This window comes from Vibrio metschnikovii CIP 69.14, assembly GCF_000176155.1.
Taxonomy (GTDB): Bacteria; Pseudomonadota; Gammaproteobacteria; order Enterobacterales; family Vibrionaceae; genus Vibrio; species Vibrio metschnikovii.
Map to the genome: position 1 here is coordinate 808233 of NZ_ACZO01000006.1, position 26072 is coordinate 834304.

Here is a 26072-nt window from a genome sequence, read left to right on the forward strand (position 1 = left end):
TCCTCTTGATGTCACCTTGTCACTTTTTAAAAATCAGAATTTAATTCAACACGTTATAAATTCTTCACAATATCGCTGACCAATTTAGGGCCATGATAAATAAAGCCACTGTACACTTGGACTAACTTAGCACCCGCCAGCAATTTCTCTTTTGCTGCCACATAGCTATCCACTCCTCCAACACCAATGATTGGAATTTGTTCACCGAGCTGTTGATATAATAGTTTTACGACTTCAGTGCTGCGTGATTGCAGTGGACGGCCACTCAGTCCCCCTGCCTCATTAGCAAATTTCATTCCTTCCACTAAAGTACGATCTAAAGTGGTATTGGTAGCAATCACCCCGTCGATATTGTGCTTGAGTAAAGATTGGCAAATTTGCTGCAGCTCATCATCCGTTAGGTCTGGTGCAATTTTTAAGGTTAGAGGTACGTATTTGTTGTGTTGCTCAGCCAGCGCGGTCTGCTTCTGTTTTAAGACGCAGAGTAACTCATCTAAAGCTTCACCATATTGTAACGTTCGCAACCCAGGGGTATTGGGGGAAGAAATATTCACCGCAATATAACCAGCATAGGGATACACCTTCTCCATACAAATTAAATAATCTTCAGCACCCTTTTCAATTGGCGTGTCTTTATTCTTACCAATATTGATCCCAATGATGCCATCATAATTCGCTTGCTTTACCTTCTCCACTAAGTGATCAACACCCAGGTTATTAAAGCCCATTCGATTAATGATACCTTCAGCATGCACTAAACGAAATAAACGAGGTTTATCATTACCTGATTGCGGTCGAGGTGTCACTGTGCCCACTTCAATAAATCCAAAGCCCATCGCGGCAAACGCATCAATGCATTCACCATTTTTATCAAGGCCAGCGGCTAAACCAACAGGATTTTTAAACGTGAGTCCCATGCATTCGACAGGACGATGAGGAAGGTGTTGACGATAGAAGAGATCAAGCGGTGTACCGGTAAAGCGTTTGAAATTTTGAATGGCGAGATCATGCGCCCTTTCAGCATCCAATTGAAAAAAGCCAGCTCTGGCTAAGCGGTAAAGCATTGTGCCTCCGAAAAAAAAGCCCCGTATAAACGGGGCGTTATTATTGACCTATTTGTCGCACAATTCAATGCTTATTCGGTCGCTACACAATTTAAGTTGAGCAACATCAATTCACGCATCGCAACGGAAAACTTAGCAAACTCATGAACCGAGCCCACTTTAAATTCATTAAGAATGTTTTCCCAACGCTGCAGTGAAACGCTGTTATTGTCCATCCAACGTTGCAGAGCATGAATCACATCCGTAGTCTCTGAACCATTGACCGCATTAAGCACTTGCGCCGTTAATTGGCGTTGCTGCCAGTCGAGATCTTCTCTAAATGCCGCTCTTGCCAATGCCTGCCAGTTATTTTCAACCGCTTGATTATTTATCTGTTTCAAGAACCAATGAATCGATAAACGATCGCCCAGATTAAAATATAATTTAGCGACATGCTCTACTGGAATCGCTTTCTCATGAGAGACGGTAGAGATATCCAGTACCGAGTAAAGGCTGGATAGACGAGCGACATAATGCGCTAAGTCCGAATTAATGCCTTGTTCTATCCAGCTATTCGCCAGCAAATCATGTTCAGCAACTTCATCAGCCACCAGCAAACTATCTAACTGACGAGTAATACTGCGTACGTCCGATTGGTACTGATCAATGAGCGCTTGCACGGACTGTTTTCCAGTGCGATTACGCAGCAACCAACGAGATAGACGACGCAACGTTCGACGAACTTGGAACATCACTTGATATTGAGCACTCGCTGTCGCTTGATTATCCAGTGAACGAACTTGCTGCAATACGCTACCGAGCTCGAAAATTTCACGGGCAGCGGCATAAGAATGAGCTATATCCGTGACGCTAGCTCCAGTCTCTTCTTGCAAACGCGTCACAAAATTACAGCCCATTTCATTAACCATTTGGTTAGCTAACGCGGTGGCAATGATTTCTTTACGCAGTGGATGGTTGTGCATCTGCTGCGAATAGTCACCGCGTAACTTTGATGGGAAGTACTGAATCAATTGCTGCGCATGGAATTGATCATTAGCTATCTCATCACAAGCCAACTCCTCTTTTAAGGCCATTTTTCCATAGGCCACCAGCACGGCAAGCTCTGGTCGAGTTAATGCAAAACCTTGTTTCTCTCTTTCTAACAACGTTTCGTCATCAGGAATATGCTCTAAGGCGCGGTCAAGATAACCCGTTTTCTCCATGTGATGAATGAAACGAATTTGCTCTTTAACCACCTCAACGCCCAATTGCTCGGTCACCGAAATAGACTCTGATTGGGTATAAGCATCTTCAATAACAATTTCACCGACTTCCTCTTCCATGGATTCTAGGATGTGGTTGCGCTGTTTTACGGTTAGATCGCCATTGGCGACTAAACCATTCAAGAAGATCTTAATATTGACTTCATTATCCGAGCAATCAACCCCACCTACGTTGTCAACGAAATCGGTATTCACTCGCCCACCAGTGAGCGCGTACTCTACCCGCCCTTGCTGAGTCATACCTAGGTTACCACCTTCACCAATAATTTTGGCTTTGACTTCACGACCGTCAATACGCAGTGCGTCATTCGCTCTATCACCGACATCGGCATGCGATTCTTTCGATGATTTGATGTAAGTGCCGATCCCACCATTCCACAGAAGATCAACCTGCATTTTCAGGATCATCTTGATCAGTTCATTCGGAGCGGCTGACGCTTTCTTAGTACCAAGCATTTTTTGAATTTCTGGACTAAGCGCGATTGATTTCGCTTTGCGAGAGAAAACGCCACCACCTTGCGAGATCAAGCTTGGATTGTAATCTTCCCAGCTAGAGCGTGGTAATTGGAACAGACGTTGCCGCTCTTGCCAGCTTGTTTGAGCATCTGGACTTGGATCAATAAAGATATGCAGATGGTTAAAAGCGGCTTGTAAACGAATATGTTGCGATAACAACATACCATTACCAAACACATCGCCCGCCATATCACCGATACCGACCGCGGTAAAATCCGTCGTTTGACAGTTAATACCGAGTTCACGGAAATGACGTTTAACCGATTCCCAACCACCACGAGCAGTAATACCCATGGCTTTATGGTCATAACCATTAGAGCCACCAGAGGCAAACGCGTCCCCTAACCAGAATTGGTAATCCGCTGAAACGGAGTTTGCTAAATCAGAGAAGGTCGCTGTCCCTTTGTCGGCAGCGACAACCAAATAAGGATCATCTTCATCATGACGAACCACATTACGTGGCGGGACAATTTCACCTTCAACAATGTTATCCGTGACATCTAATAATGCTTGGATAAAGCGCTTGTAACAACGCTGTCCTTCGGCAAAGATTTCATCTCGTCCAGTCAGTAAGTGCTGTTTCTTACAAACAAAACCGCCTTTCGCTCCAACGGGAACAATCACGGTATTTTTTACTTGTTGAGCTTTTACTAAGCCTAAAATCTCGGTTCGGAAATCTTCTTGGCGATCAGACCAACGTAAACCACCACGGGCAACTTTACCACCACGCAGGTGAACCCCTTCCATATCCGGCGCATAGACAAAAATTTCAAAGGCAGGTACGGGAGCTGGGATATCAGGAATTTCCCGTGGTTTTAGCTTAAGAGCCAGCCAAGGTTTCGGTTGTTTCTCTTCATCCATTTGGAAATAGTTCGTACGTAACGTTGCGCAGATCATTTCCATATAACGGCGAAGAATACGATCATCATCGAGACTTTCGACATGATCCAATTGCTCGGTTAACTGAGCAATCAGCTCCGCTTGGCCTTTTTGCGAACCTTTAAATTTAGGATCAAAACGACGTACAAACAGATCAACCAACCCTTTCGCTAAATCAGGGTAATGACTTAAGGTATCTTCAATATAGTGTTGGCTGAATGGGAAACCGACTTGACGCATATAACGTGCATAAGCGCGTAAAATAGAAATCTCACGTCCAGTTAAAGAAGCACCAAGCACTAAGCGGTTAAAACCATCACTCTCTAATTCGCCATGCCAAATGGCTGAAAATGCTTGTTGGAAACGATCGCGTGCTTCACGCAAATCAACTTGCTTCTCGCTCTTATGCAGCATAGAGAAATCTAGAATCCAATAGACTTGGCCATTGGTCTTCGTCACTTCGTATGGCGATTCACCGATGACACGTAAGCCAAGGTTTTCTAACATTGGCATCACATCGGACAGATGAATCGGCTCATCGCGATGATACAGTTTTAAGCGCACCGCCTTAGAATCTTTCGCCTCTTCTTGAGGACGATAAAACAGCATGCCAAGTTTGTTATCTTCATTCAGGGCTTCTAATCGTTCAATATCCGCAACCGCTGAGCCTGGCATGACATCTTCTTTATAAGAGCGAGGAAAAGCGCGTTGATACTCTTTGGCTAATGATAAACCTGAACTTTCGCCAAAGTTGGCAATAATTGCTTCGGATAAACGGTCATCCCAGCTGGTTGATGCTTCCATTAAATTTTGCTCTATCTTCTTAACATCAATATTGGCACTGTTATTTTCTACCCGCACAATATAATGCGTTCTCGCTAGCGGGCTTTCAGAAAAATAGGTGGTGAATTCCACTTCTTGTTCACAACCAAAATACTGCTTTAATAGCCGCTGTGTTTGACGGCGTAACTCGGTGTTGTAACGCTCTTTGGTAACATAGACCATACAACTGAAGAAACGGCCAAAGGGGTCTTTGCGAACAAATAAACGGATCAGGTCACGGTCTTGCATTTGCACAACCCCCATCCCCACTTCAAGAAGCTCCTCTTCTTTCGCTTGCAAAAGCTCATCGCGAGGATAGTTCTCTAAAATATTGTGTAATGCTTTGTAGGCATAAGAGCCCGCACGATAGCCACTTGCTGTTAGGATGCGTTGTACTTTTTCACGAACCAGTGGGATACTTTCGACCGTTTGGTTATAAACTGCTGAGGTGTATAAACCCGTGAAACGATGCTCACCAATCACTTTACCATTGGCATCAAATTTCTTAATGCCAATATAATCGGTATACGCTGGGCGATGAATGCGCGACTGTTTGTTGCCTTTAGTCAGGATCAGTAAGAAAGGCTTCTTCGCTTCTAAACGAGCAGAGTCGGAAAACTGTGATAACTTCACACCACGAACCCGTTTCGGATCCGAAAATAAGCCTAATCCTGCATCTGGCGTAGGTCGAAGCTCAGTGTCATCGTCGTGATTAACCAGATCAAATTCTTTATAACCCATGAAAGTGAAATTATGCGCGCCAAGCCAGCGTAAGAAAACGAGAGTTTCTTGATAATGTTCAGCATCAACCGGAATATGGTTTTTATGCGACTCTAACTCCTCAATCACTTGCTCAAGCTTACTCGCCATTGGTTTCCAATCTTGGACCACCAAAGCTGTATCACTGAGGATTTCCAACAGCTCTTCTTTTAACGCCGTCATCTCTTCTTTGCTGCTTAATCTATCCACTTCAATATGAAAAAGTGATTGCAACGCGCCAGCACCTTGACCAATGCTAAGCACCGCACCGTTGTTATCTCGTTCTATGTGCGTTGGGCCGTTTAACATTAAGTGTGATGTTAAATCGAGACGACTTAACGTCATTTTGATTGAATCAACAAGGAAAGGAGTATCGGGTACGACAATTTCAACGATCGTATGAGTCGATTGCCAACCATGTTTACTGACGGTTGGGTTAAATACACGTACCGAACGTTGGTCGGCTTTCTTTTCATTAATATGATGCCAAAGACTGACTACGGCACCGTATAAGTCAGATTCATTACGTTTACTAAGATCGTCTTGCGCAACATTACTAAATAGGTGTTGGCCGAGTTGAGTAACAAGAGGTTGGTGAGCAAGCTCAAGTTTGTCTTGAATTAGCTGGTATACTTTTTCAAGTAGAACCGGCATCAAACTTTCACGCGCGGTCATATGCGACTCCAAATATTAGAATTATAGGCTGGTAGGGTATGCGCTAAGCATAGTTGTAACTTACGGTAATGCGAGGCCTATTGTAGTGCTTTGCTAACCGTTCGTTAACGCATTTGGACGCAATTGATAGTGAAATGTTTAATAATGTGACAGGCGTAGCGATTCAAATCACCACAAATTTACCTCAGGACAGCATATCTAACTTTATAAACTTATTGTTTTGGTCAGTTGTTAGACGAAATCGACCTTTTACTCCAATTTGGCTAAGAAATGGGCGAAATTTTGCAGCCGGTAATTGTAAACGTAAGCCATGTTCGGTAGTGACTAGAATGTGGCTGGCTAACCCAGAATAATGAGCAAGGAAAGTTTGATAAGAGATGTTAAGAGAGAAAAAATAGTAGTTCATAATTGTGCTTTAAATGGTGCTGGAAACGAGGTTCCTTTCCAGCACCCGATCAATGAGTAAATATCGAACAAGTTAGGCTTGTTCAAGCGCTTTGCTGACTTTTTCAAATAAGTCACGCGCAAGATCATCCAGTGACTGTAACGCTTCTAACTGCTGTTTCATTAATGCTTGTCGCTGCTCGTCATAACGTCGAAACTTGAGTAATGGATCAATTAAACGAGAAGCTACTTGAGGATTACTGCTGTTTAACTCACGCAATATCTGCCCCGCAAAGCGATAACCTTCACCACTAAGTGCATGGAAATTAACCGGATTCATGGTAAAGAATGAACCAATTAAGCTACGAATGCGGTTAGGATTCTTCAAGCTAAAAGCGGAGTGTTGCATCGTGGCTTGAATGACATCCAAGGCATCTTCAGCAGGATTCGATCCTTGCAAAGCAAACCATTTGTCCATCACCAATCCATCGTGTTGCCATTTCGCACTATAATCAGCCATCAGCGTTTCTCGACAAGCCAATTGAGCACTATTCGCCGCGCTCATTGCGGCAATCGTGTCGGTCATATTGTTGGCTTGCTGATACTGACGTTGGACCAAACGGTTGCCTTGCTCAGTGAAAGCCAATAAACCTAAACAGGTATTACGTAAAGTACGCTGACCAATCGCCGCATGCTCAATCGAATATTCAGCCTGAGTTAATGAATGATAAGTGGCACTGAGTTCATCTTCTAGCTCCGTGGCTAACATCACTTTCAGTTCATGCAGTACTTTGGCAATCGCATCGACATCCACCTGCTTATACCAACCTGATACTTCATTATGATTCGGTAAAGCCAGCATTTCAGCGATAAAAGCTGGCTCAAGTTTATCACTGAGCAGCACACCACGAAAAGCATCGATAACCGCTTCAGGTAAGGTGACTTTTTGTTGTTGCTGAACAGCTTCAACATTCGCTCGAATGTATTTTGCCAACAACATCTGCCCAGCATCCCATTGTGCAAAAGCGTTAGTCGCATGCCTCATTAAAAAGCTTAACTCTTGATCACGGTAGTCATACTCAAGTTTTACCGGAGCAGAAAACTCACGTAATAAAGACGGGATCGGTTGGCTAGTGACCTTCTCAAAGACAAACGTCTGCTTGGCTTGAGTCACATTGAGTACATTAGAAACGGCCTTTCCATTACACTGTAACGGAATAATTTCACCATTTTCATGATACAGTTCAATATCAAACGGAATATGCAGTGGCAATTTTTCTGGCTGATCATGCGTTGGCTCTGTATTTTGCTCAACTGTTAATGCGTACGTTTGTGCTTGGTCATCATAATGACTCGTCACTTTAAGTAATGGTGTACCCGATTGGCTATACCATAAACGGAATTGAGTTAAATCAATACCGCTTGCTTCTTCCATCGCTAAAACAAAATCTTCACAAGTTGCTGCGGTACCATCATGGCGTTCAAAATAAAGCTTCATCCCTTGCTGGAACGCTTTCTCACCTAATAAGGTATGCATCATCCGAATCACTTCACTGCCCTTTTCATAAACAGTCAGTGTGTAGAAGTTATTCATTTCTATTACTTTATCCGGACGGATAGGATGAGACATTGGGCTTGCATCTTCCGCAAATTGCGGGCCACGAATAATCCGGACATTATGAATGCGATTCACCGCTCGCGAACCAAGATCAGAAGAGAATTCTTGATCGCGAAATACCGTTAAGCCTTCTTTTAAGCTTAATTGAAACCAGTCACGACAAGTAACTCGGTTGCCCGTCCAGTTATGGAAATATTCATGGCCAATAACCGCTTCAATACCAAGATAATCAGTATCCGTCGCCGTTTTCTCATTGGCTAACACAAATTTTGAGTTAAAAATATTTAACCCTTTGTTTTCCATCGCCCCCATATTGAAAAAATCGACAGCTACGATCATATAAATATCCAGATCGTATTCTAAACCAAACCGCTGCTCATCCCATTTCATGGAATTTTTTAGTGAAGTCATCGCATGGCCTGCGCGATCTAAATTGCCTTTATCAACGAAAATTTCCAAATCAACGTGACGACCAGAACGAGTGATAAACTGGTCACGCAAGACGTCAAAATCTCCCGCGACCAAAGCAAATAAATACGCTGGTTTAGGATGGGGATCATGCCACTTGACCCAATGACGACCATTGTCAGCCTCACCTTGAGCAATTTTATTGCCATTACTTAGCAAGTATGGATATAAGGCTTTGTCGGCAATCACGGTACTGGTGTATTTGGCTAAGACGTCTGGACGGTCAAGGAAATAAGTGATGCGACGAAACCCTTCCGCTTCACACTGAGTACAGAAAGCTCCACCGGACTTATAGAGTCCCTCTAATGCGGTATTACTTTGAGGATCGATTTCCGTCACAATGGTTAATTCAAACTGCTGAGGTAGTTGAGTTATTTCTAAATGAGCCTCTGACTTGGTAAAGTGTTGCCACTCTTCACCATTAATTTTTAATGATGTTAATACTAGCCCTTCACCATCCAGCAATAGTGTTGAGCTGTCAGCCTGTTGCTCAACGTGAGAAACCGCCGTAACGACAGTCGCGTGATCGTGCAAATCAAAGGTTAGATCAATACGATCAATATAATGAGAGGGAGCCTGATAATCTTTACGATACTTGGCTAATGGGCTTGTCGCCATGGTCGGAATCCTTTTTGACGTAAACAGATGAAGAGTTAGGTTGAGAAACCTTGATGTTAATCAACTGATCTTAATCTTGTTTTCACCAATAACAACCCCTAGACCGAAAAAATGACAGATTTTCGCCCGATGTATCCTCGAACGCGATATTAGGTTTTAGCGATAAGGTCAAAAATAAAGGTAATAACACGATAAAGCGTCAAGCTGACGCACTGCAGAACAAAGAAAATCATCCATCTGTAACATTATGGAGAAAAGAGCGACTAACGAATTCGATTCAATTCGGCGTAGAGCATGCCCTGCTCAATGTCTAACGTTAAGCGATTTTGGTTAAGTTGAAAGCGTGTATTATGTTCACCATGGGGATACAGCAGGACCAATTGTTCATCTTCGGTATAAAACACCCCTTGTTGTACGGTTTGATTACCATTTTGGCCCGTTGCACGAAAAAAGAAGATGAAATCGGGTTGTAAAATTAAATCGAGACTTTGTAAATTAAGCAATGATTGATCGCTGCCAGCCAATGAGTCCCCTGACCAAGTCCCCGCTAACGGACTGGTTAGCATCTTGGTAAAAATAACGCCATTAAGCATTAACTGATTATGATTCGCTTGATAAAAATAGTGCTGTGGTGTGTTGCTATCAATACCAAGGATCAAGCTATCTTGATTGAGCGAATATTGCCCTTGCCAGTGATCAATACTGTAGTCTTTCTTTTGTATATCAATTAAAAATGAATAATCCGATTTGATGGTTAAGCGAACGACGAGAAAGTTTTCTTTCGATTTCTCTGGCGCAGAGTTAAACAGAAACCAATCGCCAAGCAAAAAAGGCACATCAAACTGAGTCAAATCTTGCCTTGAGTGATAACGCGCTTCTAACTGTGGGCTCGTTGCCGTTAAGCTGAAGCAAGCAATAAATAGTGCAATCCATTTCATCGTGCCCCCTAATGCTTTTATTTTAAGCTTAGGCGGTTTCAATTTATAATGCGAAATTTCGATGAAAATCACATCATAAATTCTTCTGATCTGCACAATTATTTAAAATTAACAACGATAAAACAAACGGTTATAAAAAAGCGAGCCAATTGGCTCGCTTTCACTCATCAAGATAGGAAGAATCAAATCTTGAGCATATCCACCATGATCGATACTGATTCATTCAAATAAGCATCTGGGGTTTCATAGTCTTTGGGAACATCACTCAAGGTTGCAAATGGTTCCTTGCCAAGGGAGGCTTGGCGAAGATTAATTCTATCCAATCGCTGTTTATCGGCTTGTTCCATCTCTTGCTTACGTTGCTTTTCATTTAAAGACAGTAAGTTATCGTCTTTTTCTGCTTGATATTTTTCAATATCCTGCAAGATAAAACTAAACTCTTGATCCGCTAAGATCCGAGTTTGATGACGCTGATCGAGCTTGGCAATCGTCGCACTAAAGTCATGCAATACTTGGTATTTAACCGGATCAATCCGGTCCCAAGGTAGCGCATTCTCTTCAACACTTTCCCCTGTTTCGCTAGCATCAATGGCACTCGGGAACACAATATCAGGGATCACACCGCGATTTTGGGTACTGCCACCATCAATTCGATAAAACTTCTGAATCGTGTATTGCACATAACCAAGCTCTTGTTCAAATAAATCATAGATATGATTTAAGGAGCGATGCTGCTGAACCGTACCCTTACCGAATGAGTTTTCACCAAGAATAATCGCTCGACCATAGTCTTGCATGGCCGCGGCAAAAATCTCAGATGCGGAGGCACTGAATCGATTGATCAAAACCGTCATTGGACCTTGATAACTGATTTTTCCGTCAGTATCGCTATTAACATTCACTCGGCCATAACTATCGCGTACCTGCACAATAGGACCGCTGGTAATAAATAAACCAGAAAGTGCCGTGGCTTCCGTTAATGCGCCACCACCATTATTACGTAAATCGATGATGATACCGTCGATTCCGCTGGCTTTTAGCTCCGTCAGTAACTTATCGGTATCTTGTGCTAAGCCTACATAAAAACTAGGTACTTCAAGGACACCAATCTTTTTGCCATCTTGTTCGATAACTTTAGACTTCACCGCTCGGTCTTCAAGACGAATTTTATCTCGGACAATAGTGACAATGTGACTTTTTGCGTTATTACCTTCCGGTAAGACCTGCAGTTGCACTTTAGTGCCTTTCGGCCCTTTAATTAACTGCACGACATCATCGAGACGCCAGCCAATCACATCAACAATATCACCTTTCTCTTGACCAACACCGATAATGCGATCCCCTTCACTCAACTGTCGACTGGTCGCCGCAGGGCCACCAACGACTAATGAGCGAATCACCGTATAATCGTCCGTCATCTGTAATACCGCGCCAATCCCTTCAAGAGATAAATTCATCTCTGATTGAAATTGAGCAGCATTGCGAGGAGATAAATAGCTAGTGTGAGGATCGATCTGCCGAGCGAAGGCATTCATATAGACTTGAAAAACGTCTTCGCTATTGGTCTGTGTTAAACGTTTGATCGCATTATTATAACGTTTAGCCAGCGTTTCTTGAATTTCTGGCCATGTTTTACCCGTTAATTTCAAGTTCAATGCATCAAATTTAACACGCTGACGCCATAGCTCATCGACTTCTGCTTGATCTTTCGGCCATGCGGCTTTGGAGCGATCGCGTTCAATGAACTCGTCGTTATCAAAGGTCATTTCATGGTCAAGGAGCGACAACGCGTATTGGAAACGTTCAAAACGTTTACGCACTGAAAGATTATACAATTCAAACGCTATCTGATTATTGCCTGCTTTTAACTGATCATCTAACTGGGTTGACCAAGGTTTAAAAGCGTCAATATCGGCCTGAGTAAAGAGATTACGATTGTAATCCAACATGCCAACATAACGGTCGAAAATAGCTTGAGAAAACGCATCATCTAAAGAGAAGTGTTTATAGTGAGAACGAGTAAAACGTGACGTTACTCGCTTACTGGCGGTTTCATGTTGAGCTTGTGGGGTAAGAAGAGGAAGATCCTCAATCTTGAGATTGGCTTCTATCGCCTGAACAGAAAAAGCTGCCAGCCATAGGCCAGCAGCAATTGATGTTAATTTTGAACGGCATTTCATGCTTAGGAATATCTCCTTTAAGCGCGCAAGTGCTCCGTCTTCACAACCATTTGCAGGCCGTTACCGAGTTGAACACGCACATCTTCCTTATTAATTTCAACGATGGTCGCAGCCATGTTGCCTTTGCCCATGTTCACATTGACTTCTTTGCCAACCTTCATTTCGTCAGCTTGTAACACGCGCGTTTCAACTGGTTTTTTCTCTGTCTTTGCCGTCACATCTTGTGTTTGTGCACGACGTGGTTGAGGTTTTTTCGCTTTTGGCTTGGCTTTATTGGCCTCTTCACGCACTTTCTTCGCTTGCTCTTTACGACGCGCATCAACGCGGGCTTTGCTTTCCGCTAACGCAGCTTGAGCATGATCGACATGTTGCTGCTCAAGTTCACCACAAGCATTACCATCAAGATCAACACGAACCGCACCAGCTTTAACACCATGCAGATAACGCCATGACGAAGTGTACTGTCTTAGTGCTGCACGAAGTTGAGTTTTGCTTACTTTAGGATCTTCATTGAGACGCTGAGCAAGATCTTGAAAAATACCAATTTTAAGAGGCTTAGCCTCACCTTCTAAAGTAAAGCAGTTAGGGAAACATTCAGCAATATACGCAATCACTTCTTTGCTGTTTTTTAACTTTTCAGTGTTTTCCATGAGGATTCCTGGTTGATGCGGCTGGTCCGCGGGGCATAAATAATAAAATATGTTCGGTATTATAGTGACCTGAGTACGAAAAACCACTGGCAAAGGCGAATTTATGCCTTGTTCGCGTGTGAATTAAGCACCTTTTCTACTTCCGTCATTAAAAATACCAGTCCTTGCTGGTCAATTTCTGAAAAGCGAGCAATAGTTGGGCTATCAATATCTAACACACCGACCAATTGCTCGCAGAGAGTGAACGGGATCACCAATTCCGAGTTACTGGCGGCATCACAAGCGATATGACCAACAAAAGCATGCACATCATCTACACGTTGTACAGTATTGGTGGCAACAGCCGTCCCACATACTCCACGTCCTACCGGAATACGAACACAAGCGGGTTTACCTTGAAATGGGCCTAACACTAATTCATCATTCTGTAAGAGATAAAACCCAACCCAGTTTAGGTCGCTCAATTCCATATTTAATAGAGCGCTTAAATTCGCTAAGTTAGCCACTAAGTCGGTTTCAGATTCGAGTAAAGCGACGGCTTGCTTCGTTAAACGTTGGTAATCTGCTAAGTTCATATTCATTCCCAATAAAATTAAAGACTTCACTTATTGTTCTTCGTACAATACCTATCTAACTAAATAGGATGCATTCTCATTATAATGACCAATAATCATGACACTATTAGCCGTTCTTGGTTGATAACTCAAGTAAAAAAACATCAACGTCCGCTGCTTTATGCCAATTTTATTGCCATCGTTGCTACTTTAATCAGTGTGCCTATTCCCTTGTTGATGCCATTGATGGTCGATGAAGTATTACTTAATCAACCCGCTGGTGGTCTAGCCTTAATGGATACTCTCCTGCCAACTGATTGGCAAACACCCACTGGATATATCCTATTCACTTTATTACTGGTGGTGCTCATGCGCACTGGTAGCCAACTGCTGAATATTGTACAAAGTCGGCAATTTACACGAGTATCGAAGACGGTTACCTATCAAATGCGCTGTAAGATGATTGATAAGCTAGGCCGAATCAGCATTCGTCAGTACGAAACGCGCGGCAGTGGCGGAATTAATGCCCATTTAGTGACCGACATTGAAACCATCGATCAATTTATTGGCTCAACATTGAGTAAATTTTTAATCAGTTTACTGACGGTGTTAGGCACAGCCTTAGTGCTACTGTGGCTTGATTGGCGATTAGGATTATTTATCCTATTGGTTAACCCAATTGTTATCTATTTTTCTCGCCTACTAGGCAGCCAAGTCAAACATCTCAAAAAACGCGAGAATCAAGCATTTGAGAAATTTCAAAATCGCTTAGTCGAAACCTTAGATGGTATCTATCAGCTTAGGGCCGCCAACAAAGAGCGGGAATTTTTAACTCAACTCAAAATCAATGCCAATGAAGTGAGAGCCAATGCCGATAAATACGCTTGGCAAGCTGAAGCGGCGGGGCGACTCTCCTTTTTACTCTTTCTACTGGGCTTTGAGCTGTTTCGTGCGGTCGCAATGTTAATGGTGCTATTTAGCGACCTGACTATCGGACAAATTTTTGCGGTTTTTGGCTACTTATGGTTTATGTTAGGACCAGTACAAGAGCTGCTGGGTATTCAATTTTCTTGGTATAGCGCGAAAGCAGCACTGACACGAATTAATACCTTATTGCAGCTTGAGGAAGAGTATCGTCCGATCAGTAAAGTTAACCCATTTACTCAGCATCAACCCGTAACGGTGACACTCTCACAAGTTAACTTTTCTTATGATGGCGAGAAAAAGGTGCTTGATGAGCTATCTTTATCCATACCCGCGGGCAAAAAAGTCGCTTTAGTCGGGGCCAGTGGTGGCGGAAAATCAACGTTGATTCAATTACTACTCGGAGCATATCGAGCAGATTCAGGTGAAATTTATTTTAATGGCGAACGGTGTGATGATATTGGTTTTGAGATTATCCGCAGTCAAATTGCGGTGGTATTACAACAACCTATACTTTTCAACGACACTTTAAGGCATAATTTAACCCTCGGTGGTGATTATGATGACGCCTCGCTTTGGCATGCATTAGAAGTAGCGCAACTGCAAGATGTCACCCACCAACTCAGTCAAGGATTGGATACTCCCATTGGTCGTAACGGTATCCGTCTTTCTGGTGGCCAGCGTCAACGTTTAGCTATTGCTAGAATGGTATTAAGTGATCCTAAATTGGTAATTTTAGATGAGGCGACGTCAGCACTCGATACCGCAACTGAAGCTGCACTGCATCGTGCATTAAGTGGATTTTTAAAAGGACGAACTACGCTGATTGTTGCTCATCGGCTGTCGGCCGTGAAACAAGCCGATTTGATTTATGTATTAGAAGATGGGCGAGTGAGTCAAATTGGTACACATGGAGAGTTACTTGAACAGCAAGGACTTTATCAAACATTATATGGCGCTATTCAGTCATAGTTCCGTTTGCCTTATGGCAGTCATTAGCTGCAATTCATGTACCCATTCGGTGACATCGTCACCGAATATTGAGTGACCGCTGATGTCTAGCACGCCACTCACTCAACATACATCCAACACGAACCACCTTCGTTTGTGTCAGGGATGTGAATTGCCCGTTGATGTTGTCGATGTGCCGCGCGGTAAAAGTGCCCATTGCCCTCGCTGCGGGACCCAACTTTATCGAGGTGGCAGCCCATCGTTATCGGGTAATTTAGCGATTGCAGTCACCTGTTTACTGCTGTTTTTTCCTGCTCATGCCTTTGACTTTTTAACTATCCGTTTGATCGGCGTGATGATCCCTGCATCCTTATCTGCGGGGATCATCGCTCTAGCGAATGAAGGATACGTGATTCTGGCTCTACTGGTGTTTTTTTGCAGCTCCCTAGCCCCATTTCTGGTCTTTGCCTCCATCGTTACCGCCCATATTGCGCTACGTTATCACTGGTTTCTTGGTTTACGCTATTCGGTCTGGATCATGCAGCAGTTAAAAGCATGGGCAATGATTGATGTCTTTTTGGTCAGCGTTGCGGTTTCAAGCTTTAAATTGAGCGATTACGCGGATATATTTATTGGCCCTGCGCTGTTCAGTTTAGTGCTCTTGCAAATTTTTACTGTGTTATTACTCAGCAGAATTAGCATTCGTCGCTATTGGGAAGCATGGAAACCCGAGCAAGATTACCCTGCTCAAACGGATAAACAAGTCCATTGCCATCATTGCCACTTATCGCAACACGAAAACGCCCGTTGTATTCGCTGCTATCACCCACTTTATCATCGAAAACCTCGTTCAATCGAACGCACTTGGGCCTATGTTATCGCCGCGAGTATTGCCATCATTCCCGCGAATCTACTTCCTATCTCTATATTGATCACCAATGGGCAACGTCTTGAAGATACCATTTTATCGGGTGTGGCTTCGCTAATGAATTCAGGTATGTATGGCATTGCCGCGATTATCTTTGTTGCCAGCATTGTCGTTCCTGTGATGAAGATTTTCGGGCTTATCTACTTGTTACTGGCCATTCGATATCGACGTAGCCGTTATCATCGGCAGCGAATGAGTATTTTCTATGCGATAAAATGGGTTGGAAAATGGTCAGTTCTCGATTTATTTGTAATTGCCATTATGTTGACCTTGGTCGATCGGGGCCAGTTACTTAATTTTATCCCTGGTGATGGTGCCCTAGCCTTTGGCTTTGTGGTCGTATTAACCATGTTAGCGGCAGAAAGCCTTGATCCCCGTCTATTGTGGGATAATTATCAGCAAGAGACAAAACACAGCGAGTCTTGTAATGAATAAACCACCAATGACCCAAGCGTCTTACTCTCCGCAGATCAAATCCAATAAAGGGGTCTCCCCTTTATGGATACTACCGATCCTCACCTTATTGCTCGCAGGTTGGCTGGTCGGTAAAGCGATACATGACGCTGGTGAACGTATCCAAATTCATTTTTCGGATGCACAAGGGCTCGTCGCTGGGAGAACACCGATTCGCTATCAGGGATTAGAAGTCGGTATGGTACGGGAAATAAAACTCGCTCCCGAGTTAAACAGCATCTACGTCGAAGCGGATATCTATCCCGAAGCTACCCAATTACTTTCTGATACCACACGCTTTTGGTTAGTGAAACCCACCGCCAGTTTGTCTGGTGTTTCAGGATTGGATGCTTTGGTGTCTGGTAATTATATTGCTCTGCATCCTGGAGGTTCTGGGCAAGAAAATCACCCGCAGATATATCATGCTTTAGATCGCGCCCCATCCGACTTGGTCTCCAATGGTGGGCTACAAATCACCTTGCGAGCCAACGATCTTGGCGGTATTTCTATTGGCTCACCGATTGTTTATAAAAAAATCCCGATTGGTGAAGTGTTTAGCTATCAGCTTGCCAAAGATGCACAATCCATCGTGTTACAAGTCTCCATTGAATCTGAATATCGCCATTTGATCACCAAAGAAAGTCGTTTTTGGAACGTCAGCGGCATTGGCACCTCATTAGGCTTTGATGGAATTGACGTTCGTTTAGAAAGTTTAAGCGCCTTAATTGGCGGAGCGATTGCCGTCGACTCTCCCGATAGCGGTGAACCCGCCGCTCAATTTAGTGAATTTATTCTTTACCAAGATCTCAAAACGGCCGGGCGCGGCATTCCGATCACGATTACACTGCCTGATGACAGTGGGATTAACGCTTCTGGATCGCCCATTATGTATCGCGGATTAGAGATCGGACAGATCACTCATTTACAACTGAATGAGGATAATACACAAATTATTGCTCATGCTGCGATTCAACCGTCATTAAATGAGCTACTCACCACCGGCAGTCAGTTCATTTTACAAGAAGCCAAAGTCTCACTATCTGGCTTAGAAAATTTATCTAACTTAATCAAAGGTAATTACCTCACTTTACAACCGGGTGACGGTGAACGTACTCGACAATTTACGGCACTCAGAAAAATTGAGTATCAACAATCTCAATCGCATACTTTTTCTATTACCCTCACCGCAGAACATGCTTATGGCTTAACCTCCGGCGCTGCAATTTTATATCGAGGGGTACGAATTGGCGTGATAAAAGATGTTCAGCTTAGTGCTGACCTCGTCGAATTCCACGCAGTTATCGAGCAACAATATCAGTCATTAATTCGCTCAAAAAACCGTTTTTATGTTGATGGTTCAATGCGTGCTGAACTTGGCCGTGCGGGCATTAATCTCTCACTTCCTCCTGTGAAGCAACTCCTGAGTGGGGCTATCAGCTTTATTAGTGAAGGCGAAGAAACCGTACTTGAACGCTATTCTCTGTATGCTAACCCATCACTAGCAGAGCTGGCGGCGTATCAACAATCGGGTTCTCGCGCCTTGCGCCTCAGTGCCGATACCTTGCCTCCGGTACAAATTGGTAGCCCGCTACTGTTTCGTCATTTACCCGTTGGTCATGTCACCCAATTTAAGTTACAAAAAGAAGGTGTTGAGGTGGAAGTCAGTATTGATAACCAATACCAACATTTAATTAATGAGCAAACTGTATTCTGGAATCATTCTGGTATTGAAGTAAATGCCTCTTTGACTGATGGTCTTCGTATCCAAGCGGCACCGTTACAAAGCCTGCTCCAAGGTGGTATTGCCTTTGATACCTTGCCTGGAGTAGAAAACAAACTCGATGGGCGTTGGAAGCTTTACGCCAACTACCAACAAGCACAACAGTTTGGTGAAGCCATTACGTTACTGGCAAAGCATAATGAAGGGGTCAACCAAGGTACTCCAATCAAATATCAAGGTGTACAAGTCGGTGAAGTTATCGCCGTTTCACCGAGCTTTAGTCAATCACAAGTGACTTTTTCTGCTCGTATTCATCCCGAATACGCCCCTTTTATTACTCGTGCAACGAGCGTATTTTGGGTAGCCAAAGCCAATGTCAGTTTACAAGGCATCACTAATTTAGAGAATCTTGTCTCACCGAGTATCGAAGTCTATCCCGGCCAAGGTGCTGAGCAACACACTTTTCACCTCGCTTCTGCGCCTTACTCACCGAGTGGTGTCAGGTTTACACTACAAACCGAATACCGTGGTTCAATTAATGTCGGAACCCCGGTCTTTTATCGTGATATTGAAGTTGGCAGAGTGATTGACATCCAACTGGGCGCTCTTGCTGATCGGGTTATCTCAACAATCGATATTGATCCCGACTATGCTTATTTAGTTCGCCGTAATAGCCTATTTTGGAACACGTCGGGCGTAGATGTCTCAATTGGATTGACTGGAGCGAATATCAAGTCAGGAACACTGGAAAGTATAGTTCGCGGTGGGATTACTTTTGCAACGCCAGAACAAAAGCAGCTTGCTCCTCCTGCTCAAGCTGGCCAATCTTTTTATCTTCACTCCAAACCACAAGAAGAATGGAAACGCTGGCGAACAGCGATACCTAGACCTTGAGATAAACTTCAAGTCTGGCCGCGATGCGTATATAATCGCGGCCAGAATCCGCCTATTCCGCCTATAGAGACACTGTTTTGCATTCCACTGTCGCACTACCCGAAGAGTTCCTCGCTACCATCGCTGAAATATTGCCCTCAACACTGAACCTGAATGACTTTATTGCTGCATGCCAACGACCACTCAGAAAAAGTATTCGTGTTAACACCTTAAAAATATCTGTCGCTGACTTTCAAACCCGAGCCGCAGACAAAGGTTGGTACTTAGAACCTATCCCCTGGTGCGAGAGCGGCTTTTGGATTACCGCAGATGAAGAACAAGTCCCTTTAGGTAATACTGCAGAACATATGGCTGGCTTATTCTATATCCAAGAAGCCAGCTCGATGATGCCCGTCTCTGCCCTATTTATGCAATCTGGAGCGCCTTTTGAACATGTATTAGACATGGCAGCAGCGCCGGGCTCCAAGACAACACAAATCGCGGCGTTAATGGATAATCAAGGCGTATTAATCGCTAACGAATATTCCGCCAGTCGGGTAAAAATTTTACACGCCAATATTGAGCGTTGCGGTATTCGCAATAGCGCTCTGACCAATTTCGATGGGCAAATTTTTGGTGGTTGGCTGCCTGAGCAGTTTGATGCCGTATTACTTGATGCTCCCTGCTCAGGTGAAGGCACGGTACGTAAAGATCCTGATGCGATGAAAAATTGGAGCAAAGCCTCAGTAATGAGTATCGCACAAACCCAGAAGTCCTTAATTGAAAGTGCTTTTCAGGCGCTCAAGGTTGGCGGTGTTTTGGTGTATTCAACCTGCACGTTAAGTCGTGAAGAGAATCAAGACGTCTGCTGGCACTTAAAACACACTTATGGTGACGCGGTCACATTCACTCGTCTCGATCAACTTTTCCCGAGTGCTGAACAGACCATTACTGAAGAAGGGTTTTTGCATATTTTCCCACAAGTTTATGACTGTGAAGGATTTTTCGTCGCCAAAATCACCAAACAGGCATCGGTGGAAACACCAGCTGTAAAAAAACGCTTGGGCAAATTTCCATTCGCTAAAGTCGGCCCTGCACAACGCCTTGAGATTGAGCAACAATTATATCATGCACTGAACATTCGCTTACCAGAAGACAGCCACGTGTGGTCACGGGATAATGACATTTGGCTCTTTCCCTCAGCTTTAGAACCGTTACTCAGCGAACTCCGTTTTTCTCGGATGGGGATCAAAATTGCTGAGCAACACAAACGGGGCTACCGTTGGCAGCATCAAGTCGCCACAACGCTAGCAACCGGACAAGAGCTACAATCGGTCGAATTAGATAAAGTTCAAGCTCGTGAGTGGTTTATGGGACGTGATGTCAGGCCAAACCTATCAGGCCAAGGTGAGGTGATTGTTTGTTATCAAGGCGATGTGATTGGTCTAGGGAAATGGGTCGGTAATCGGATCAAAAATGGCTTACCACGAGATTTAGTACGCGATAAAAATCTATTTTAGAGCCAATGAACATTCCACACTGATGATATTAATAGACGGATTTAAAAGCATTGCTGAGCGTTAAGGAATGATAAGTATCAAACGGTGGACACTAGTCTATACTTTATCAATATCCCCATATAATAGCCAAACCAAGGGGATAGCCGTAAATCGCGCTCAACTCCCCTTCTGGCGCGTTTCCCAAGGCCCAAAACCTAACGCTGTTTTGGGCCATTTTTTGGCTAATAATACTCAACCTAGCTTAAACGAGGCGAATACCGTCTTTTTCAATCACAATCTTTCCTTGCTTAAATAAACCACCAATGGTTTTTTTAAACGTACCCTTACTGGTCCGGAAAGTGGCAAAAATCTCTTCTGGGGTCGATTTATCGCTAAGCGGTAAAAAGCCTTGTTTTTTCTCTAACATGGATAAAATTTTGCTACTTAACTCATCCATTTTTTCGACACCGACTTTTTGAAGAGCCAGATCGATTTTGCCATCAGGACGAATACTTTTGATATAACCTTTGATTTTTTTACCGATAAACAGTTTTCCGAACACATCCGATGGGAAAATCATCCCCCAATGCGCTCCGTTAATGATCGCCTTAAAGCCAAGCTCTGAACGCTCAGCAATAATCAAATCAACAGGTTGGTTAACCTTATAATGCGCTGGTGTTTTATCTAACCATTTATTAAATTTGGTGGTACCCACAATACGACCCGAGGCTTTGTCGGTATAGACATAAACTAAAATTGTCTGCCCCTCGTTAAAGCGCGCACGTTGCTCACTGTACGGGATTAGTAAGTCTTTATCTTTAATGCCCCAATCAACAAATGCTCCGGTATTATTCACACCGACGACTTTCATTAATCCCCACTCTCCCACTTGAGCAATCGGTGTCTCCGTTGTCGCTGCTAATTGATTCTCTGAATCAAAGAACAGAAACACATCGATAAATTGCCCCAGTTCGACACCTTGAGGTGCGTAACGCTTAGGCAGCAAAGTGGTACCGAACTCTCCCGCATCTAAAAAAACGCCGAAATCAGTGATTTTTACCACTTCTAAGCTATTAATTTGACCAATGTTAATCATGTAAAATTGTCTCACAGCAAATTTGCAGAGATTATACGTGATCTCTGCTATGCTTTCTCGCAATTGTATCGATAAAATTCAGCAATTTTTTCAGGAGCTTTCGTTGATCACGGTAGATAAATATGACGCTGTCACGTTGAGGATTGCCACTCAAATGTCAGGCAGTAAGAAACTGGATTTGGATGTTTATCTTTTTATTCCTGGAGAATTAGGCCTTAGCCCAGAAGTCATTTCAGAGTCGGAGTTCTTTTACAGCTCCATTCATCAAAAGCGCTCCTATTATAGTGATAAAATTCTCCTGCCACTTGTCCATAGCCGATTAGCACAACGAGGTCGCCTGTCATCAACACAGTACCGGGTGAGCTTGAGTTTGTTTGCTTATCAATATGTTATCGCCTTAGATAGAGCCGTTAATCAGCTCAATGCAACTAGTGACACCGTCACGGCTGATGAAGTCGATACGGTGATCGAGCTATCGCTCGATATTCTAAAACGATTACGCAGAACCATCCCTTACGATGAAAGCCTTAAGCGCTATTATGCCAATATTGATAACTATCTCTCTTGGTATACCGAACAAAAATTTTTATCGATTGTCGCTCATCTCACCCGTGACAGTGACTATAAAACCATTAAAGAACGCCTCATCACCTTAGTTGAAAAAGAACAAGCGCATCGTGCCTTAAACCATTACAACTCAGCCAAAGCGGGAACCGACATGACCCGTCTGAGTAATAAAATGCGTTTATTACGTCGTTTAATTGAACACCCGATCATTCTTAACGAGAAAGTGACCTCTTTGGGTAATAACATCAAACGGATGGTTAAGGGGGTCGCAACGGGGTTAGTCATGGTCGTGGTTACGCTAACCGCGATTGTGGCACGTGACTATTGGGGAGAGATTACCGCTTCATTTATTATTGCGATGTCATTTATTTACGCGCTACGCGAAATTTTTAAAGATGATTTGCGCGACATGATGTGGCGTTGGATCCGTAAAGGCAAACCTAAATGGCGTCGCCGCTACTTTGATCCCAGTACCGGAACTCAAGTTGGACAAAAAGATGAATGGTTGGATTACCAATCGTTATCCCAGTTACCAGAAAAAATTCAAGCTATTCGTAAGAAGCGAATTGTTCAACGTGAAGAACAAATCCTTCATTACCGATCTGAAGTTGAGATGTCAACATCACGCTTTATGAGCGGTTATGAAGAAACCCGTGAAGCGATGATGATCGATTTACGCCCGTTAACACGCTTAATTGATAAAAGCTCGACTCGAATTTATCAGCTTAGCAATGGTCAAGTCAGCCGAGAGTCTGTCGAAAAACGTCACTTAATTAACTTGATCATTAAAGAAGACGATCATCAACAGACACCGCGTTATTACCGTTGGAAAATCGTGATTAACCGAAGCAAAATTGTCGACATTGAAGTCATTGAGTTAGATTAAGTCACTCTCTTTACTCTGATTATTTTGATTTCACCGCTTTAACAGACAGCGTTAACCAAAATTCTGCCATTGGCTCATCACCATGCTGTGATGGGCAAGTGGCGACGATTTTGACCTCGTGATTGACGCGTTGACCAGTCGCAATGGTTTCATCCAACATGGCATCAATCGCAGCACCATCAACACAGTGAAAGTGGACATCCCCTTCTGGTCTTTTTAAAAATTCCGCTTTAACGGCTTTAAACGCTAAAGAAATCACTTCCCCACGCTGCTGAGCCTTATGCATGGCCATAAATCCACCAGCTACATCCGCCCCCACGGCAAGTACGCCAAAATACATACTATTCAGATGATTTTTATTCCTCTTTTTCAGCGGAATACGTACTTCAACCGCTTGCTCATTCAACAACAAAATTTTAGGGCGGCAATACCAAATCAGCGGAACTTTAAAAATACCGAAATAATTAAGATAGAAATTAGCTTTAGTCAGAGCAGAAAACATAGTTAAAACTTCCTTGTGATCTCATCAGACCAGTTCACTCGATAGCCAAGAAAATGTCAACGAAATGTTACAGAAAATAAGAAGCCAAGCTATTTTTGCTTGGCTTCTTAAAGATAAGACTCAGTAATAGTAAACCGAGTCTGGCTGAGCAATCTCAGACAAAAAGCGCTGAATTTTAGTCGACACACTCTGCTCACTAACTAATATACTTAACGGCTTAGAGGTTTGATGAACGGCTTTGATCGCCATTTCTGCTAACTGAAACACGGCATCGTTGTCGGTCGGCTGATAACGTTCAACAAGGCTTTCTAGCGTATTATCCATCGCTAAGGTAAACTGGGCAAGGGAGTCCCAATCTAACAGCATCCCATTAAAATAAGCCAATAAACGTTCAGCTAATAGCGCGGCGGAAGGAACTTGGCAAACAAACGACACTTGTAATCCATGTAAACCGCGTGGCAAGCCTTGCTCAGCTAGGCCGTCAATAATTCCAGCGGCATCACTCAGCGAGCGAACAAAAGGCACGACGATTTCAATAGGATGCCCTTTACTGATCAGCCTTTTGATCACGTTGCACTCCAACTCAAATGCATCAGCGTATTCACTGTCCGTTAATCGAGCTACACCTCGCACTCCAAGCGCCGGATTTGGTTCAACTGTGACTTTTTCTCCGCCAAGCAAAGCACGACTCTGTGCACTATCTTCATTACTTAAACAGACACGAACGCTTTGGTGATGGGGTTTAATCGCTTGTTCAATGCGCTCCACTAACGTATCAACAAAATGCTCAGCGATGGACTGGTCGTTTAATAGTGCATTCAGCGAGCTTTTCTCTCGTTCAGATAGCTGAGTCAGATCGGTGACCAAACTAGGATGATAAAAAATGCTATCTGCGATCAACTCTGAAATGACAACAAATAGCGTCGAACTCAATGTTTGTTGGGACCATTGAGGTAAGGTATTCCCTTGCTCAAACGGCTTATTTATTGAAGAGGGTGATACAACACTCATAACGGCTCCATCTGTTCTTGATTGGTATAGGGTGAAAATACCGAGTTCATTGACCAAACACAAGGGCAAGTATCAATATTAATTCATTTAAAGTGAATAAAATATCAAGTTTACAGTTTTCATCACTTGCATTTATGCTAAGTGGTTTATTCTCTGAGTTAAATTCGTTATCTTTAGCGCTTCGCAATAAAAGAATAGGCAATATGATGCCATTAAAAACTGATGAATTAAGAACCCAAGCCCTTGGCCCAATGCCAACGCCGGCTGAATTAAGCCTTGCTCATCCAGTGACCCATGAGGTTGCCGAACGCATTGCTCACTCACGTCAACAAATTGAACAAATCCTATCGGGTCAAGATGACCGCTTATTGGTCATTGTCGGCCCCTGCTCTGTCCATGATACCCATGCCGCACTTGAGTACGCACGCCGATTAAGTGAGATACAAGATCAGTATCGTGACCAACTGTTCATTGTCATGCGTACCTATTTTGAAAAACCACGCACCGTGGTTGGCTGGAAAGGTCTGATCACTGATCCTAATTTAGATGGCTCCTATGCGTTAGAAGCTGGCTTAAACAAAGCACGTCAATTGTTACTCGATATCAATAAACTCGGACTAGCAACGGCAACCGAATTTCTCGACATGATCACGGGGCAATACATTGCAGACCTGATCAGTTGGGGAGCGATTGGTGCGCGTACTACAGAGTCGCAAATTCACCGAGAAATGGCCTCGGCACTTTCTTGCCCTGTCGGTTTTAAAAATGGCACGAATGGCAATGTCAAAATTGCGATTGATGCCATTCGTGCCGCTCATGCCTCACACTACTTTTATTCGCCTGATAAAAATGGGCGCATGACCGTCTATCGCACCAGCGGTAACCCCTACGGACACGTCATTTTACGTGGTGGGGAAAGTGGCCCAAACTTTGATGTAGATTCAATTAATAGCGCTTGCGCTCAACTGGCTGAATTTAATTTACCTGAACGATTAGTGGTTGATTTTAGCCATGCCAATTGTCAAAAACAGCATCGCAAACAGCTTGAAGTTGCTGAAGAGATTGGTCGTCAAATTGAATCCGGCAGCCATAAGGTCGCGGGTATTATGGCTGAAAGTTTTCTTATTGAAGGCAATCAATCCATGTGTAACTTGAATAATTTAACCTATGGCCAGTCGATCACGGATCCTTGTTTAAGCTGGGATGATACCGCAACAATGCTCACTCGCCTTGCGCAAGCGATAAACACTCGACGTACTCAATAAAATAAGGAAT

At 43.4% G+C, this 26072-nt stretch carries 17 protein-coding genes; 6 read left to right on the top strand and 11 right to left on the bottom strand.

Features of this window, described 5'->3' with window-relative positions; translation table 11 throughout:
• Positions 1–53: 53 nt before the first annotated feature.
• The 8 genes from pyrD to VIB_RS07175 all read right to left on the bottom strand — a co-directional run bounded on the left by pyrD (position 54) and on the right by VIB_RS07175 (position 13408).
• A complete protein-coding gene (gene pyrD / locus VIB_RS07140) occupies positions 54–1064 on the bottom strand; it encodes a quinone-dependent dihydroorotate dehydrogenase (protein WP_004395290.1) in 1011 nt (336 codons plus the stop codon).
• A 71-nt stretch (positions 1065–1135) separates the two neighbouring features.
• Complete coding sequence (locus VIB_RS07145) at positions 1136–5977, bottom strand: NAD-glutamate dehydrogenase (RefSeq protein ID WP_004395291.1); 4842 nt, start codon at positions 5975–5977, stop codon at positions 1136–1138.
• A 184-nt stretch (positions 5978–6161) separates the two neighbouring features.
• Positions 6162–6383, bottom strand: a complete 222-nt coding sequence (locus tag VIB_RS07150; RefSeq protein WP_040904316.1) for a DUF2835 domain-containing protein — start codon at positions 6381–6383, stop codon at positions 6162–6164.
• A gap of 72 nt (positions 6384–6455) precedes the next feature.
• Positions 6456–9065, bottom strand: coding sequence for an aminopeptidase N (gene pepN / locus VIB_RS07155; RefSeq protein WP_004395292.1), 2610 nt, complete (start codon positions 9063–9065; stop codon positions 6456–6458).
• A 263-nt stretch (positions 9066–9328) separates the two neighbouring features.
• Positions 9329–10003 (bottom strand): hypothetical protein, encoded by a 675-nt coding sequence (locus tag VIB_RS07160; RefSeq protein ID WP_040904827.1) that lies wholly within the window; start codon positions 10001–10003, stop codon positions 9329–9331.
• Between the two features lie 182 nt (positions 10004–10185).
• Complete coding sequence (gene prc / locus VIB_RS07165; RefSeq protein ID WP_004395294.1) at positions 10186–12183, bottom strand: carboxy terminal-processing peptidase; 1998 nt, start codon at positions 12181–12183, stop codon at positions 10186–10188.
• A gap of 17 nt (positions 12184–12200) precedes the next feature.
• Positions 12201–12833 carry an RNA chaperone ProQ gene (proQ, locus tag VIB_RS07170; RefSeq protein WP_004395295.1) on the bottom strand — a complete coding sequence of 211 codons (633 nt, stop codon included), beginning with the start codon at positions 12831–12833 and terminating at the stop codon, positions 12201–12203.
• Positions 12834–12934: 101 nt separating this feature from the next.
• Positions 12935–13408 carry a GAF domain-containing protein gene (locus tag VIB_RS07175; RefSeq protein ID WP_004395296.1) on the bottom strand — a complete coding sequence of 158 codons (474 nt, stop codon included), beginning with the start codon at positions 13406–13408 and terminating at the stop codon, positions 12935–12937.
• An 84-nt stretch (positions 13409–13492) separates the two neighbouring features.
• On the opposite strand from VIB_RS07175, the gene VIB_RS07180 reads away from it, so the two are divergent.
• The 4 genes from VIB_RS07180 (at position 13493) to rsmF (ending at position 20756) form a co-directional block, all read left to right on the top strand.
• Positions 13493–15283 carry an ABC transporter ATP-binding protein gene (locus tag VIB_RS07180; RefSeq protein WP_004395297.1) on the top strand — a complete coding sequence of 597 codons (1791 nt, stop codon included), beginning with the start codon at positions 13493–13495 and terminating at the stop codon, positions 15281–15283.
• Between the two features lie 82 nt (positions 15284–15365).
• Positions 15366–16625, top strand: coding sequence for a paraquat-inducible protein A (locus VIB_RS07185; protein ID WP_004395298.1), 1260 nt, complete (start codon positions 15366–15368; stop codon positions 16623–16625).
• Positions 16618–19257: a PqiB family protein gene (locus VIB_RS07190; RefSeq protein WP_040904317.1), complete on the top strand. Its 2640-nt coding sequence runs from the start codon at positions 16618–16620 to the stop codon at positions 19255–19257. The genes VIB_RS07185 and VIB_RS07190 overlap by 8 nt, the downstream gene beginning before the upstream one ends.
• A gap of 77 nt (positions 19258–19334) precedes the next feature.
• Entirely contained in the window at positions 19335–20756 is a 1422-nt protein-coding gene (gene rsmF, locus VIB_RS07195; RefSeq protein ID WP_004395300.1) for a 16S rRNA (cytosine(1407)-C(5))-methyltransferase RsmF, read from the top strand.
• 241 nt (positions 20757–20997) lie between these two features.
• On the opposite strand, the gene VIB_RS07200 is transcribed toward rsmF, so the two are convergent.
• The gene (locus VIB_RS07200) at positions 20998–21831 is read right to left on the bottom strand and encodes a CvfB family protein (RefSeq protein ID WP_004395302.1); all 834 of its coding nucleotides are present in this window, start codon (positions 21829–21831) and stop codon (positions 20998–21000) included.
• Positions 21832–21934: 103 nt separating this feature from the next.
• Here VIB_RS07200 and VIB_RS07205 point away from each other — a divergent pair, with 103 nt between their 5' ends.
• Positions 21935–23284: a hypothetical protein gene (locus VIB_RS07205; protein ID WP_040904829.1), complete on the top strand. Its 1350-nt coding sequence runs from the start codon at positions 21935–21937 to the stop codon at positions 23282–23284.
• Positions 23285–23303: 19 nt separating this feature from the next.
• Here the strand turns inward: VIB_RS07205 and VIB_RS07210 are convergent, their stop codons facing one another.
• The gene (locus VIB_RS07210; RefSeq protein ID WP_040904318.1) at positions 23304–23786 is read right to left on the bottom strand and encodes a DUF4442 domain-containing protein; all 483 of its coding nucleotides are present in this window, start codon (positions 23784–23786) and stop codon (positions 23304–23306) included.
• A 120-nt stretch (positions 23787–23906) separates the two neighbouring features.
• Positions 23907–24797 (bottom strand): putative PEP-binding protein, encoded by an 891-nt coding sequence (locus VIB_RS07215; protein ID WP_004395305.1) that lies wholly within the window; start codon positions 24795–24797, stop codon positions 23907–23909.
• A gap of 206 nt (positions 24798–25003) precedes the next feature.
• On the opposite strand from VIB_RS07215, the gene VIB_RS07220 reads away from it, so the two are divergent.
• Positions 25004–26062, top strand: a complete 1059-nt coding sequence (locus VIB_RS07220) for a 3-deoxy-7-phosphoheptulonate synthase (RefSeq protein WP_004395306.1) — start codon at positions 25004–25006, stop codon at positions 26060–26062.
• Positions 26063–26072: the final 10 nt, after the last annotated feature.